Source organism: Brevibacterium atlanticum (assembly GCF_011617245.1).
GTDB classification, from domain to species: Bacteria; Actinomycetota; Actinomycetes; order Actinomycetales; family Brevibacteriaceae; genus Brevibacterium; species Brevibacterium atlanticum.
The window spans coordinates 2,510,295-2,524,551 of record NZ_CP050152.1 but is presented as its reverse complement, the minus strand read 5'-3'; the positions used below and the strand labels follow the sequence as shown (position 1 = coordinate 2,524,551).

Sequence of the window (14,257 nt, the reverse complement as noted above, 5' to 3'; positions counted from 1 at the left end):
AGACAGTGACGGTGGCCCCGCAGTTCAGCTGTGGGGCCACCGTCTTGCGTGGTGGGCCGAGCCCGAAGTCAGTCCGACCAGATGACAGCCGGTCCAAGGCGACGAACGGACCAGGAGAAGACCGAATCAGGACACGGGCGGACCAGAACTCGTCAGTCCTTCTTGTCCTTCGAGTCGTCCTTCTTCTTGTCGTCGTCCTTGGACTTCTCGTCCTTCTTCTCATCCTTCTTGTCATCATCCGTCTTCTCCTTGCCCTTGGAGACGCGGACGATGATGAGCGAGTTCGCCGGCTTCGATTCCGAACTCTTCGGGAACTGCGAGACGACCTTGCCCTTGGGCACATCGTCGGAGAACACCTCGTCCTTGCCGACACGGAAGCCGCGCTTGGCCAGCGTCGCATAGGCGGCGTCGAAGGTCAGCCCTTCGACATTGGGCACCGGTGTCGGCGCCACGCCCTTGGAGACGACGAGGTCGATCTTCTCGCCCTTCGACAGCTTTTCACCGGGCTTCTTCGACGCCGAGATGATCTGGTCATTGCCGACCGAGTCGCTGTACTTCTCGTCGACCTTGCCGACGGCGAGGTTCGCCTTCTTCAGTGCCGCCTCCGCATCGGACCGGCTGAGTCCCTCGAGCTTCGGAACGGCGAACTTCTCCTCGCCCTTGGACACGACGACCGTGACGGTTGAGTCCGGGGCCAGCTCGGAGCCACTGACCGGTTCGGTGCCGATGACCTCACCGGCCGGAACGGAGTCGTCGAAGACCTCCTTGGGCTCGGCTTTGAGATCGTTGTCCTCGAGCTGCGAGGTGACCTCGTCGACCTTCTTGCCGGCCAGCTGACCCGGCACGATCGATGTGGGCTCAGGCAGGTTCGCGATGACGAGCCAGGCCACGAGAGCCAACACGGCCACGACGGCGACGAGCGAGGCGAGCACGCGACGACGTCGACGGCGAGTCTTCGACACCTTCGCCGAGGCGGGTGCGGCGACGGCCGCGACCGCAGCCTTGTCATCGTCATCCGATTCGTCGTCGGACCGATCCGCCGAATCGCCACCGGAGCCAGAACCGGAGCCAGAACCTGAATCGCTGGCCGAGGCAGCGCCAGCCGCGCCAGCCGCGCCGGCTCCTGCAGCGACGCCGGCTGCACTGGCGCCGAGCTCATCGCCACCGTGATCAGCCGTGTCAGCGCCGTCATCCGATTCGGAGTGGGAGTCAGGGGAATCCCCGCCGGCTGATTCGGTATTCGAGTCGCCGTCGTCCGCGGAGTGATCTAAGCGGCCGCTATCGCCGACGGAGCCGTCATCCGACTCGCCGTCCGAGGTCACGGCGGCGGTGACGCCGCCGATTCCTGCCGCGGCGGCTGCGACACCGGCTCCAGCCGCGACCCCAGTGCCGGAGGCCGCACCAGCGTCGGCTGTCGAACCTCCAGCCGCACCCGACGGCGCGTCAGCACTGTCGTCATCGGCCTCCTCGGCGCCGGCATCGTCGTCCTCATCCTCGAGATACGGGATCTCGTCGGTCCGGGACTTCTTCTCCTTCGGGACCTCCTCGCCGAGGTCGATGCTCGCGGTGAGCACGGGGGAGTGCTCGCCGGCAGCGATCGGCGGGTCGCCGAGGTCGAGTTCGGCCTCGGACATCTCCGCCCGCGCCTCGGCCAGTGCCAGGCGGAACTGGGCGGCATCGGCGGGACGGTCCTCGGGCTCCTTCGACGTCGCCCACAGGACGAGAGCGTCGAGGCGCGGACTCAGCCGGGGCACGACTTCCGACGGTGGCGGCACAGAGTCGTGGACGTGCCGGTAGGCGACCTGGATCGGCACATCGTCGGTGTAGGGCTGGGTGCCGGTGAGCATCTCGTAGAACATGATGCCGACGGTGTAGAGGTCAGTGCGGGCATCAGCCCCGGCACGGGTGACGAGTTCGGGGGCGACGTAGCCGACGGTGCCGATGAGCGTCTTCGTCGTCGTCGCCGTCGTCACCGCGCGGGCGAGACCGAAGTCGGCGAGCTTGACCTGCCCGTCAGTGCCAAGGAGCACATTGTCGGGCTTGAGATCACGGTGGATGATGCCCGTCGAGTGCACCGCCTCGAGGGCGGCGAGGATCGCGTCGAGGACGACGATTGCCTGCCTCGGGGTGAAGGTGCCGCGGTGCTTGAGCTCGCGGCGCAGCGTCACCGAAGGCAGATGCTCCATAACGAGGTAGACGACGTCGCCGTCGCGCGCCTGATCGTGGATGGCCACGAGGTTCGGGTGGGTCAGCCGTCCCGCGTTGATCGCCTCCCGGCGGAACCGTTCGACGAAGGTGTCATCGGAGATGAGGTGCTCGTGCATGACCTTGATTGCGATCTCGCGATCCAGGCGCAGGTCGGTGCCGCGATAGACCATGGCCATGCCGCCGCGAGCGATCTTCGCATCGATCCGGTAGCGGTCGTTGAGCACCGTGCCGATGAGCGGATCAGGACGGGTGCTCACAGAGCCTCCTGCATTCGGGTGCGCTGGAGCTGCACAGTGCGGACGAAGGCCTTGGTCTCCGGCAGGAGACCGTCGGCGCGGACCGAGCGCAGATCCTGGTAGTACCCGGCCAGTGCTTCGTTCTCGGATTCGGCGGTCTCGATGAGCCAGCCGAGTATGACGGTGCCGGCGACGATGTTGTCGGCGATGTCGAGCAGATCGAGTCCGCGGCCGACGATGTCGGACGCCCAGCGACCCGAACGCGGAGTGACCTGCATGATGCCGATGGCGTTGCCCGCCGAGACCGTCGTGTGCTGGAACCCGGACTCCTGGTGCGCCACAGCCTGCATGAGCGCGGGATCGGCGCCGAGCTCCTCGGCGATGTGGGCGACGATGAGCTTGGCCTGAGCCGGGGCCGGATGACGGCGGTGGAGCAGGGTGTACTTGTTCAGCCTGGCTGCGTGGAGCACCGAGGGTCGGATGCCTTCGACCTGGGCGCTGGCGGCCACACGGGGGATGTCGCGCGGCGGTTCGGGAGCGTTGCGGCGCGGCCGTGCCGTCGACGGACGCAGCAGAAGCAGCTCGCCGACCGTGAGATACGAGTCATCGCCCATCGCGTTGGCACGACGCAGGGTCGAGGCCGAGATGCCGTGCCGGGCGGCGATGCCCTGCAAGGTCTCGCCGGGCGCGACGACGTGCGAGGGGTCCTCATCGGGCAGGTCGTTCTTCTCCGGCAGGGACAGCACCTGCCCCTGGTGGAGGTTCTGCCTGGGCGAGATGCGGTTGAGCTCAGCCAGGGCCGGCACGGAGACGCCGTGCTTGCTCGCCACCCCGTAGAGGGTGTCGCCCTGCTTGGCCTTGTACGTGCGTCCGCCGTGAGTGACCGGAACCGTCGCCCCCGCCGTGCCCGAGATCCACTGCGGACCGGTCGCAGGACTCGCCGACGCGGACGCGACCGACGACGCGTCCGCGTCGGCGGTCGCGTCCGCGTCGGCGGTGGCGTCCGAACGGTTGGTCGAACTCGCCGAGGTGGCCGTCGGGTCATCGTCGGATGCGGTGCCGGTGGGGGCCGCCTCGGTGCGGGGATCTGTCGTGTCTGCGGTGGAGCCGGCGGCGACAGGGGCGGTCGCTTCGGTGGGGATGGGGGATTCGGGGTCGACGCGATCGGCTCCTGGGATCGGACCGGTCGAATTCACCTTCGAGGCGGCACGGATGTCAGGAGCGGCCGTGATGGGCGTCTGCTGATTCCGTCGCGGTCGTGTCATCTGTACACCTGTTGACTTCATGTCGAATGGGGAAGCTACGGTCACCAGCCTAACGATTGCCCGCGGCCGACCCGAGCATTCGGCCCCGCATGGCGGGGTGTTTCTGGCAAATATTGCTACCCTTGGAGGCGTGAATACCGAAGAACTCGTCCAGGACTGGGCCCCGCTGCCCGACATCGCCGAACTGACCGGGCTGAGCATCTCCCAGGTGCGGAGGCTGCTCGAAGACGATGCGATCTGCGGAATCAAGATCGGCAAGCCCAAGGTGATGCAGGTGCCCCTGGCCTTCTTCAAGGACGGCGAGGTCGTCACACCGCTCAAGGGCACGCTGAGCACGCTCCACGACGCCGGGTTCGACGACGAAGAGGCGATCATCTGGCTGTTCACCCCGGATGAGTCCCTGCCCGGTCGCCCCATCGACCTGCTCCGCGCCGGCAACCGCAAGGAAGTCAGGCGCCGCGCCCAGGCTCTCGCGTTCTGACGAGTCCTCGGGGTCGACGATAGGCCGGCGCTGAGCCGGGACACAGGTCAGTTCGTGCGGTAGCTCAGCGCCGTCGCGAACTCCTTCAACCGCTCCTGCGCGGAAGCTCCGATCCGGACCATCGCCGAGGCGGTCGGATCCGAATCGGCTGCGGACCCTGCCGCAGCCCAGATGTCGACGAGAGCCTGTGCACGGTCATGTTTGTCCTCGATGAAGGCCTCGACCGCCGCGAGGCCACCCGATGAGCTGATCATCTCCACGCATTCGGCCACCTCGGCGTCGGTGAGATCCGTGTCTCCCAAGCGGGAGGAGAGCACGGCGAACTGCGCGGGCGAGATCCGGGCCACAGTCTCGGCGATGAGCACGGTGCGTTTGCCCTCACGGATGTCATCACCTGCGGGTTTGCCCGTGGCCTGTGGGTCGCCGGCGATTCCGAGCACATCATCGCGCAGCTGGAAAGCCTGCCCGAGTGGGAGGCCGAAGTCGGAGATCTCATCGAGCAGATCATTCTCCGCCCCGGCCAGTGCCGCACCGAGGAGGAGCGGCTGCTCGACCGAATACTTCGCGGACTTGAAGCTCAGCACTTCCCACGCCCGCTCGCCGATCCGGGCATCGTCGAGGGGGATCACCTCGGCGAGCACGTCGAGGTACTGGCCGACCATGACGTCGCGGCGGACGGTGCCGCGCAGCTCGCGGGCACGGGTGTTCCCGCCCAGCGTCTCCTGCGCGCGTTCGAACAGCTCCTCGCTCAGCGCCAGACAGATGTCGCCGATGACGATGGACGCTGAGACTCCGAACGATTCGGCGTCCCCTTCCAGGCCCCGACTGCCATGCCGGGCCTCGAACTGGCGGTGCAGGGACGGGTGGCCGCGACGGGTATCCGAATGGTCGATGACATCATCATGGATGAGCGCCGCGGCATGGAGCAGCTCGAGCGATCCCGCTGCCTGCGCCAGGCCGGTGACATTGGCCGCGGACCGATCACCGTCGTTGGAGAGGCGTCCTCCGGCGAGCTGGAAGCCCCACCACAGCAGCACGGGGCGGATGCGCTTGCCGCCGCGTGTGAACGCGGTGAGCGCCTCACCGATCGCTGCGGCGTCGGGGGAGATGGCCTCGAACTGGGCGGCCTTCTCGGCCAGGAAGGATTCGAGCTGCGCGGACACCTCGGCGGCGATCGACTGCGGGGAATCGAGCTCGGCGACCACGAACGAGGTCATGAAGCGATGTTTCCGCCGACGGTGACGATCGACTGCGCCTTGTCCTTGGAATCCTCGGCGACCGTGACGATGAGGACGCTGTCGTTGTCTGTGTTCTTGAAGTTGACGACGCGTCCGCTCTTCGTCTTCGTCTCATCGCCGAGCGGCTCGAACTTCGCCTTGCCGAGCTCCTTCTCGTAGAACTCGAAGACGTCCTTCGCATCGGCCTTCGCCCGGACGACGAGGCTGACCTGCTCGGGGAGCTTCGAATCCTTGTCGTTATGCGCCTTGACGATCGATGCCGAGAGAACCTCCGACTTCGGGTACGGCTTGATGTAGTCGGGCAGATCCTTGACATCGTTCGAGGAGTCGGGGTCGGCACCCGTGGCATCGGTCGAGGCCTCAGCGGACGTGCTCTGGGTCTGCGTCGGCGTCGCCTCGGCGGCGGAGCTCTGCTCGGCGCTCGGGGTCGAATCCTCGGTGCCCGAACCGCCCGACGAGCACCCCGCGAGGGCGAGAGCGGCGGCGATGGGCAGTGTCATGACAGCGGTGCGCGATACCATGCTTCAAGAATACCCGGAGAGTTCTGCGGGACCGAAAGGAACGAGTCCGAGGGAGAGGCGATGAGTCGCAAGCAGCTGTCACGCTCCGGCGGCGACCTCAGCCGTCTGGGCACGGACGACACCGGAGCGACCATGCTCCACCTCGATATGGACTCGTTCTTCGTCTCCGTCGAACTCCTCACCCGACCCCAGCTCATCGGCCGGCCCGTCATCGTCGGCGGTCGCAGCGGCCGCGGCGTCGTGGTCTCGGCCAGCTACGAGGCCAGGGAGTTCGGCGTCCATGCGGCCATGCCCATGTCCCGGGCGATGAATCTGTGCCCCATCGCCGAGGTGATCCCACCCTCCCACGGCCTGTACTCCACCTATTCCCGGCAGGTCTTCGACCTCGTCGCCGAGGTGACCCCTGACGTCCGGCAGGTCAGCGTCGACGAAGCGTACATCGACGTCTCCGGTGCCGTGCGCCGACTCGGGTCTCCGGTGACGATCACGTCCGAGCTGCGCGCGAGGATCAAGGAACGGACCGGGCTGAGCGCTTCGGTGGGGATCGCCGGCAGCCAGGTGGTGGCGAAGCTCGCCTCCGCACGGGCCAAACCCGACGGACAGCTGCTCGTTCCGCTCGCTGCGACTCAGGACTTCCTCGACCCGATGCCGATCGAAGCGCTGCCGGGTGTGGGGGAGAAGACGCAGCAGGGCTTCTCCCGCTACGGCATCCGCCTCATCGGCGACCTCGCCGATGTCGATGAGTCCTGGGCGGCACGCGTCTTCGGCGCCCACGGGCACGCACTGTGGCGGGCCGCCCACGGTCAGGACTCCTCCGGTTTCGACCGGCAGGCCAAGGAGCATTCGATCAGCGCTGAGCACACCTTCCCCGAGGATATCTGGGACCTCGACGTGCTCGAACACGAACTGCTGCGTCTGGCCGACAAGGTCGCCTACCGGGTGCGTGTCGAGGGCAAGGTGGCGACGACGCTGGGGCTGAAGTACCGCCTCGGCGATTTCACCACCCTGTCGCGGTCGGTGACCCTGCCGGCGCCGACGGACCTCGCCAGGGAGATGTACGAGGCTCTGCGTCCGGCGATCCGCAGACTGCGCGAACAGCGGACTCAGGGAGTGCGCCTGCTTGGGATGCGTGCGGCGGGGCTCATCGACTTCGCCGCCACGGGACGACAGGCGACCTTGGGCGAACCCGAGTATGCGGGGCGCGAGGCCGAGGTGGCACTCGACGAGGTGAGACGGCGGTTCGGGACCGAAGCGATCTCGCAGGCCTCGCTTCTGCGCAAGCGCAGCGACGACTCGTAGGCGGTGAGCTGGGCCATAGTCTGAAGACCGCGTGAGAATCCGCACTTCAATGGCCTCCCGAGATGTTTTTTCGGTGCTCAGAGACTATGATTGTTCCAAAGTCTTGAGTAGGGAAACGGGGGTTCGAGATGCCACTCTCCGATCACGAACAGCAGCTGTTGGATCAACTGGAGCAGCAGCTGCGCAGTGAAGACCCCCGTTTCGCACGCAATATCTCGGAAACGCAGGCCGTAGCTACGGGCCCGGGATTCTCCGCCAAGCGCTTCGTCCTCGGCATCCTCATCGCCCTGGTGGGGCTCGCCGCGACGATCCTCGCGATCTCGCTTGTGTCCACCTCGATGTGGTTCATCGCCCTCGGCGTCGTCGGCTTCGGACTCATGGTCGTCGGGATGTACTGGGCGTTCAGCCGCCCGGGCCACACGCACACCACCCAGACCGAGTCGAAGAACGTCGGGTCGAAGTCCGAGTCCAAGGGAAGCGCCGGGTTCATGAGCCGGCTCGAAGACCGGTGGGAAAAGCGCCAGCGCGGCGAATGACCACGGTCCCTGCGGATCAAGGCACCCTCACTGTGAGGGTGCCTTTTCCTGTGTGCGCTTCAGCTGTGTGTGGTTCTGCGTGCGGTTCCGCCGTGCGTGCGCGGCTGCGGCGACGCTGGATGATCACGGGAGCCGGGGCCGGCCTGGGGCTGATCGCGGCAGCGTTCGCCTTCGGAGAGCTCAGCCACCTGCGATCTCACCGGCGCCGGCTCGGCTCTCATAGCGCTGGGGGCAGGTTGGACCTCGCCGAATGTGGCACCGTGCGAGGCGCCGCTGGCGGAGAGCACACTGTGCGCGGTCGCACCGCGGGAGACGGCAGCGATCAGATCATTGTGGTGCTCGGCTACCGCAACCGCGGCACCACAGCCAACGGACTCAACCGGTTTCGAGCGCGGGCTGGCCTGCGCTCGATCGACCCGGCTGCCGGCTCACCGGTGGTGATCTTCTGCGGAGGCACCGTCGCCGGCGCTGTGCCCGAGGCCCGTCTGCTCGATGACTATGCCCGAAAGGAACTCGGCTTCGCCGGCCGGTCGCTGCTCGAGACGGAGAGCACAACGACTTGGGAGAACATCGCCCATGCGACAGCGCTCATCGACGAGGTGCTGCTGCCCGAGTCGACCATCTGCATCGTCTCGAACTCCCACCATGCCGAGAAGGCCCGCGCACATCTCTGGCAGATGCGGCCCGACCTCGCCGCACGCCTCGTCCGCGGGGCCGACTATCGGTTCGGCGAGCTTCCGCTCGTCAAACCGATCGCCGCGGCCCCGGGACTGCTCGCGCTGCGCGAGGTGGACCGCGCTCTGGCCGGCGGCACGCGCCGGTGATATACGAGTCGGTGGCCGTCAGCTGACGGCCATTTCCGTGAGCGTCACATCGGCCGGTCTGTGTCACTTCGGCCGGCCTGTGTCACTCCTGCGGATGGCCCTCTCTGTCAGGCTGGTCGCGAGTCACTTCGGAGGGTTGAAGAGGCTGGCCGGCCAGATCTTCGCCGAGATCCGGCTTCCCGGGGTCGCCCGCTCGGACAGATCTGTGCCGACCTCGTCGATGAGCGCACTCACTTCGGAGGAATCGAGCGGTTCGGACGCGGCCCCGTAGCGCTGCGCCTCGAGGGCATCGACGAACGCCGACAGCGCTGTATCGTCCCGGGCGCCGGCATCCGGCTGAGTCGGCGCCGGACTGCGCAGACGGCGCAGACGCTCATCCGAGGAATCGTACGAGGTCGTTCCGGCCGCATCGGCCCCCGACGAGGACCCGGCGGCCACCTCGGCGGCGGACTTCCGTGCCGGCGTCTCGTCACCGGACTCGGCCACAGCCGTGCCGGATCCGACAGCACCGGACGACGGCTCGGCTCCGGTCGCAGAATCCGCACCCGTGGCACCGGCGAGGATGAGCTCGTTGAACCGCAGTGTCCTGCTCGGATCGAGACTCTGCCCGTAGTCAGTGGCGAGAGCGCGGACTTCGGTCCACACGGCCTCGAGATCCTTCGGATCGTTCGTCCGCCGCGACCGCAGGATCGACCGCCAGATCGCCGGCATCGCCGCCAGGAGCAGCAGCACGAGGATGATGACGCCGCCCCACACGTACGTGCTCAGATCGGCGCCCGCAGGCTGCGCGGCCTGCGTGGACGTCTCTTCCTCTGTGGGCTCATCGGAGCCGCCGGCAACGGTCTCAGAGGTCTCTTCCGAGGGCTCCTCGCTCGGGCTCGCGGACTCCGACTCGTCTTCTGAGCCATCCTCCTGCGCCCCGCTGGCCAAGGTCCACTTCGGCGGATCTCCGGCCGGGCCGCCGGGAGTCGGTTCGAAGCGCACCCATCCGGCACCCTCGAAGTAGAGCTCCGGCCAGGCGTGCGAATCCTGCATGCTCACGTCGTAGCCGCCGTCGGCCTCCTTGCCGCCGGTGAAGCCGACGCCGATGCGGGCAGGGATCCCCATCGTCCGGGCCATGATCGTCATGGCCGAGGAGAACTGGACGCAGTACCCCTTCTTGTCGTTGAGGAAGTCCGAGATCGCGTCCCCGCTGGCCCGCTCCGGGGCGTCGAGCGAGTACTCGAACTCACCGCTGCGGAAGTACGCCTGCAGCAGGACTGCGGCCTCCCACTGGTTGTCGGCATCGGCCGTCACCCGTTCGGCGGTCTCCGTGACGGTGTCCGGCAGGGAATCGGGCACGGCGAGCTCGGTCTCGAAATCGCTGTCGTTGACCGGCGTCGCATTCTTCAGGTCATCGACTGAGGGGTTCGGTGAGAGATAGTCCATCGAGTACTGCAGGCCACCGGTCTTCTCGCCGTTGCCGACGATCGTCAGCGTCTTCTCGTCGAAGATCCAGCGCCGATCCAGTCCGTTCGGCTGCTGCGGGGCATACGGCGAAGGCAGATACTGCTGGTCGTACTGATCGCCGACGCGCACGTCGATCGTCTCGTTCTCGAAGTTCGTCTCCCGCGGCATCCCCTCGGGCCAGGGCATGCCCTCGGTCGCGATCGCAAAGGGATCGAGGCCGAAGGCGCTCGGCGCCCAGTTCTCCCCGTCGAAGTCATCGATCGAGGTCAGACGGATCGGATCCGACTCAGCGCCGGTCGTCTCATAGCTGAAGAGCGTGGAATCGTCGCGATCACCGAGGTTCTGCCGCAGATTGAGGAACGGGTTCGTCACGGTCAGATCGCCCTGCCCGTTCGAGGCCCGGTCGGGCAGGCTCGGCACGGGAGGCAGCGCCAGCGGCAGGCCGAGGCCGATGGCCAGGGCCAGCGCGCCGGCGAGGACCGCGGTCAGCCCGCCCCTCCACCTGGTCGCCGGCAGATACGGGCTGAGCATGAGCAGCAGGAACGCAGCGAGTATCGCGACGATATGCCACCAGCGGACCTCTCGAGAGGCGAAGTAGACGGGAATCATCCACAGCACGAGCAGCAGCACACCGCCGACCTTCGGAGCCCGGAGGTCGGAGACGAGGCCGTCGATGAGGATCGTGATGAGCGTGAACGCGATCGTGAGCATCGCGGTGAAGCCCGGAGTGCTCGCCGCCGGGGGAGCGGTGGCGTAGAGATCGCTCACTCCGTCGGAGAGGCGGTCGATGACCATGCCGAAGGATTCGCCGGTGGGAATGAACCCGGCGATGAGCGACCCTTTCGCACAGATCGCGAAGACTGTGATGACTCCGGCCACGCATTGGGCGATCACCGCGGTGCCGCTCGACCGCAGCACCGGAACGCTGCGGAAGACGGCGCCGATGACGACGATGACGGCGACGGCCACGAGCACCGGCGGCAGCCACGCGAAGTCGGAGAACACAGCGGAGATCGCCACCGCGGTCAGCACCATCGCCGCGAAGACGACGCCGGCCTCGAGCCAACCAGTCGGGGGACGCGTATCCTGCGGCGACACGTGATCGGCAGAGTCCTGTCCGGCCGGGTCGCGGTGCACAGCGGGTGAGGTGTCGAGACTCATCGGCGCACCCCCTGCGGTGCTGAAGACGCCTGCGATCCTGAGGTCGTCCGCTTCGATTCGAAGGTCGTCCAGGACTCGGGCAGATCCTCGCTGAGGCCGATCATCGTCAGATCGCCGATCTCGCTGAGCGTGCGCAGCGTGACCGGGACTCTGCGGGAGAACGCCGAGGCGAGCTCCTGCCCGCGCTCGTCGCCGACGGCGCAGATGACGATGTGGTTCGGGTTGTCATGCTTCGGCAGTTCGACCCTGCCCGGGCGCACGATTGCGGAGAGAAGACGCAGCCTGTCGATGTCGCGGGCTCCTTTGAGTCTGGTCTCGTATCCGGGCGCGACGACGAACACCTCGTAGTCGGACCGGAGGAAGGCGGTGCCGGCGGACACCGCGGCGGCGAGGAGGAATTCGATCTCCTGCTCGCTCGGCTGCGCGTCCGCGGCGTCGGCGGCGAGGTCGATGACGATGAGAGCGTGCAATGTCTCCTCGTCGGCCTCATGACGGACCATGAGCTCACCGGACTTCGCTGTCGAGGGCCAGTGCACATGCCGCAGATCGTCGCCGGGCACGTACTCACGGGTGTGGAAGTCTCGGGTGGTATGCCCCGAGCGGACCTTGCCGTCGTCGAGGCGGGCGGGACGGATCGAGGAGTCCTTCGGGATGCGCGCGCCGAGGGTCGGCACGGATACGGCCACGGGGAATGCTCCGCGCACCTTCCGCTTCATCTTCACGAGACCGAAGGGGCCGAAGACGGTGATGAGCACCGCCTCGATGCCCGAGACACCGCGACGGTTCGGGGTGAAAGAGGTGAGCACGGTCTGGGAGGCTCGGTGCGTCAGCGCCGGGACCTCGCCCGATGTCGAATCGCCGAACCCGTCGGCGGCGACGAAGTCGATCGTCGCCGCGGGGATCGCGAGCTGACCGATGTTCGTCACCCGCGCCTCGACCTCGACCTCCTTGCCCTCGGCCGCCAGAGGGTAGCGGTCGCGGGAAGCGGCCAGAGCCACCTCGGGCAGGGGAGTGGACATCATCACCGACACCCGGCGGGTGCCCCAGACGATGAGCAGGGCCGAGAGCACGACCAGGCCGAGCAGCAGCAATCCGGCCGGAAGCAGCCCCGGCAGCGCGAAGCGGTAGGCCGCGATGATCAGCGCCGCTCCGGCCAGGACGAAGATGATTCCAGAAGTGCTCAGTCGCATGCCGTCACTGGTTCGTCGAGACGGGAACGCGGGCGAGCACGCGACCGACGAGGTCGGCGGCCAGCTCGGAGTCGTCACCGTCGCGGGGGATGATGCGGTGGGCGAGGATATAAGGCGCCAGAGCCTGCACATCGTCGGGGGTGACGAAGGTCCGACCCGACAGGGCCGCCCGAGCCTTGGCGGCCCGCAGCAGGTGGACGCCGCCGCGCGGCGAGCTGCCGAGTAGGATCGCCGGGTCATTGCGGCTGGCCTGGAGGATCGCCACGATGTACTCGCGCAGCGCCTTGCTCGCCGAGACATGCCGGACGATCGTGCGGGCCTGCGTGATCTGCTCGAGGTTCGTCACCGCAGCAGCGGACTCGAGCGGATCGTTCTGGATCTGGTTGTCCAGCAGGTCGACCTCGTCCGAGGTGGCCGGGTAGCCCAGCGAGATGCGCGTGAGGAAGCGGTCGCGCTGCGCCTCGGGCAGAGCGTAGGTGCCCTCCATGTCGATCGGGTTCTGCGTGGCCACGACGATGAACGGAGTGGGCATCTGATAGGTCTGCCCGTCGATCGTCGCCTGCCCCTCGGCCATGCACTCGAGCATCGCCGACTGGGTCTTCGGAGAGGCGCGGTTGATCTCGTCGGCGATGACGATGTTCGCGAACACCGGGCCCTGCCGGAACTCGAAGTGGCGGGTCTCCTGATTGAACAGGTTGACGCCGACGACATCGGTGGGCAGCAGGTCGGGCGTGAACTGGATGCGGCGGACCGAACCGTCGACGACCTTGCCCATGGCACGAGCCAACAGGGTCTTGCCGACGCCGGGGACGTCCTCAAGGAGGACATGGCCGCCGGCGAGCAGGGCGATGAGTGAGAGACCCACCGCCTCGTCCTTGCCTTCGAGCACCGCGTTCATGGCCGTGCGTGCCCGGGAGGTCAGTTGCTGAACCCACTCGATGTGTTCAGCACCGATCACGGAATTGGTCTGTGTACCTTCTTGGCTGATCGACATAGCCCCATTGTCTCCTATCCCCGCGCCCCCAGCCACACGAGGTTTTCCCAGGCTCCCCACCACGCTCCCCACTTTCCTCCACACGGACCCTCCACTTTCCTCCCCTCGGCGGGCCGCCTCGGCTAGGGGAAGATGCGAGATCCGCGAGATCTCGCGGATCTCGACGCCCAGACCCGCCCTCGCCGAGGTGGCCCACCCCTTCCTTCACCCCGTCGTCCGACGCCCCGAACGACCCACCGCGACGCACCCACGCGAAAATTTCCCCACTTTCCTCCACCTATCTGACCTGGGAAGACAGTGAGTTTTGAACATCGAAGACGCGAGAAGCTGGAATAGGTGGAGGGAAGTGGAGTACTGTGGTTGCTATCGGAGCCGATGGGTTTCGAAAGGGGTGAGACGACATGTTCTTGGGCACTCATATGCAGAAGCTCGACGACAAGGGTCGCCTCATCCTGCCCGCAAAGTTCCGCGAGGAGCTGTCGCCCGGACTCGTTCTGACCCGTGGCCAGGAGAACTGCCTCACCCTGTTCCCCACCACGGAGTTCGAAGCCGAGCACGCACGAATCCAGAACGCGCCGAAGACGAATAAGGAAGCCCGCGACTACCAGCGTGTGTTCCTGTCGGCGGCATTTGCGGATCAACCGGACAAACAGGGACGCATCACGGTCCCGAACATATTGCGGCAGTACGCATCACTGACACGGGAAGTCGCAGTGATCGGCATGGGCAACCGAGTCGAGATCTGGGACGCACCGACCTGGGAGGACTACCTTGTCGGCGCTCAGCAGGCCTTCGCCGAACGCGAGGAGGAGGTGATTCCCGGAGTGATCTGATTCTGCTCGGGTTTGATCCTTG

12 protein-coding genes are annotated in these 14,257 nt (G+C 66.9%); 5 read left to right on the top strand and 7 right to left on the bottom strand.

Features of this window, described 5'->3' with window-relative positions:
- Positions 1–152 precede the first annotated feature (152 nt).
- Entirely contained in the window at positions 153–2,465 is a 2,313-nt protein-coding gene (locus tag GUY23_RS11290) for a protein kinase domain-containing protein (protein ID WP_166972383.1), read from the bottom strand.
- Positions 2,462–3,709, bottom strand: a complete 1,248-nt coding sequence (locus GUY23_RS11285; protein ID WP_166972381.1) for a lytic transglycosylase — start codon at positions 3,707–3,709, stop codon at positions 2,462–2,464. The genes GUY23_RS11290 and GUY23_RS11285 overlap by 4 nt, the downstream gene beginning before the upstream one ends.
- Positions 3,710–3,839: 130 nt before the next feature.
- Here GUY23_RS11285 and GUY23_RS11280 point away from each other — a divergent pair, with 130 nt between their 5' ends.
- Complete coding sequence (locus tag GUY23_RS11280; RefSeq protein ID WP_166972379.1) at positions 3,840–4,190, top strand: Rv2175c family DNA-binding protein; 351 nt, start codon at positions 3,840–3,842, stop codon at positions 4,188–4,190.
- 47 nt (positions 4,191–4,237) lie between these two features.
- Here GUY23_RS11280 and GUY23_RS11275 read toward each other — a convergent pair whose 3' ends face one another.
- Both GUY23_RS11275 and GUY23_RS11270 read right to left on the bottom strand, forming a co-directional pair.
- Positions 4,238–5,407: a polyprenyl synthetase family protein gene (locus GUY23_RS11275; RefSeq protein ID WP_166972377.1), complete on the bottom strand. Its 1,170-nt coding sequence runs from the start codon at positions 5,405–5,407 to the stop codon at positions 4,238–4,240.
- The gene (locus GUY23_RS11270; RefSeq protein ID WP_228282238.1) at positions 5,404–5,949 is read right to left on the bottom strand and encodes a hypothetical protein; all 546 of its coding nucleotides are present in this window, start codon (positions 5,947–5,949) and stop codon (positions 5,404–5,406) included. The genes GUY23_RS11275 and GUY23_RS11270 overlap by 4 nt, the downstream gene beginning before the upstream one ends.
- A gap of 60 nt (positions 5,950–6,009) precedes the next feature.
- On the opposite strand from GUY23_RS11270, the gene dinB reads away from it, so the two are divergent.
- The 3 genes from dinB to GUY23_RS11255 all read left to right on the top strand — a co-directional run bounded on the left by dinB (position 6,010) and on the right by GUY23_RS11255 (position 8,608).
- A complete protein-coding gene (dinB, locus tag GUY23_RS11265) occupies positions 6,010–7,248 on the top strand; it encodes a DNA polymerase IV (protein WP_166972375.1) in 1,239 nt (412 codons plus the stop codon).
- A gap of 128 nt (positions 7,249–7,376) precedes the next feature.
- Positions 7,377–7,784, top strand: a complete 408-nt coding sequence (locus tag GUY23_RS11260; protein ID WP_166972373.1) for a DUF3040 domain-containing protein — start codon at positions 7,377–7,379, stop codon at positions 7,782–7,784.
- 260 nt (positions 7,785–8,044) lie between these two features.
- Entirely contained in the window at positions 8,045–8,608 is a 564-nt protein-coding gene (locus GUY23_RS11255) for a YdcF family protein (protein WP_208085328.1), read from the top strand.
- A gap of 123 nt (positions 8,609–8,731) precedes the next feature.
- Here GUY23_RS11255 and GUY23_RS11250 read toward each other — a convergent pair whose 3' ends face one another.
- Genes GUY23_RS11250 through GUY23_RS11240 form a run of 3 tightly spaced genes read right to left on the bottom strand, consistent with a single transcriptional unit; the run spans position 8,732 to position 13,402 of the window.
- Complete coding sequence (locus tag GUY23_RS11250; RefSeq protein ID WP_166972371.1) at positions 8,732–11,218, bottom strand: transglutaminase family protein; 2,487 nt, start codon at positions 11,216–11,218, stop codon at positions 8,732–8,734.
- Positions 11,215–12,408 (bottom strand): DUF58 domain-containing protein, encoded by a 1,194-nt coding sequence (locus GUY23_RS11245; protein WP_166972369.1) that lies wholly within the window; start codon positions 12,406–12,408, stop codon positions 11,215–11,217. The genes GUY23_RS11250 and GUY23_RS11245 overlap by 4 nt, the downstream gene beginning before the upstream one ends.
- Before the next feature lie 4 nt (positions 12,409–12,412).
- On the bottom strand, positions 12,413–13,402 hold the full coding sequence (locus tag GUY23_RS11240; protein ID WP_166972367.1) for an AAA family ATPase: 990 nt from the start codon (positions 13,400–13,402) through the stop codon (positions 12,413–12,415).
- 401 nt (positions 13,403–13,803) lie between these two features.
- Between GUY23_RS11240 and mraZ the strand changes: the two genes are divergently transcribed.
- Positions 13,804–14,235, top strand: coding sequence for a division/cell wall cluster transcriptional repressor MraZ (gene mraZ, locus GUY23_RS11235; RefSeq protein WP_101553353.1), 432 nt, complete (start codon positions 13,804–13,806; stop codon positions 14,233–14,235).
- The last annotated feature ends 22 nt before the right edge of the window (positions 14,236–14,257 follow it).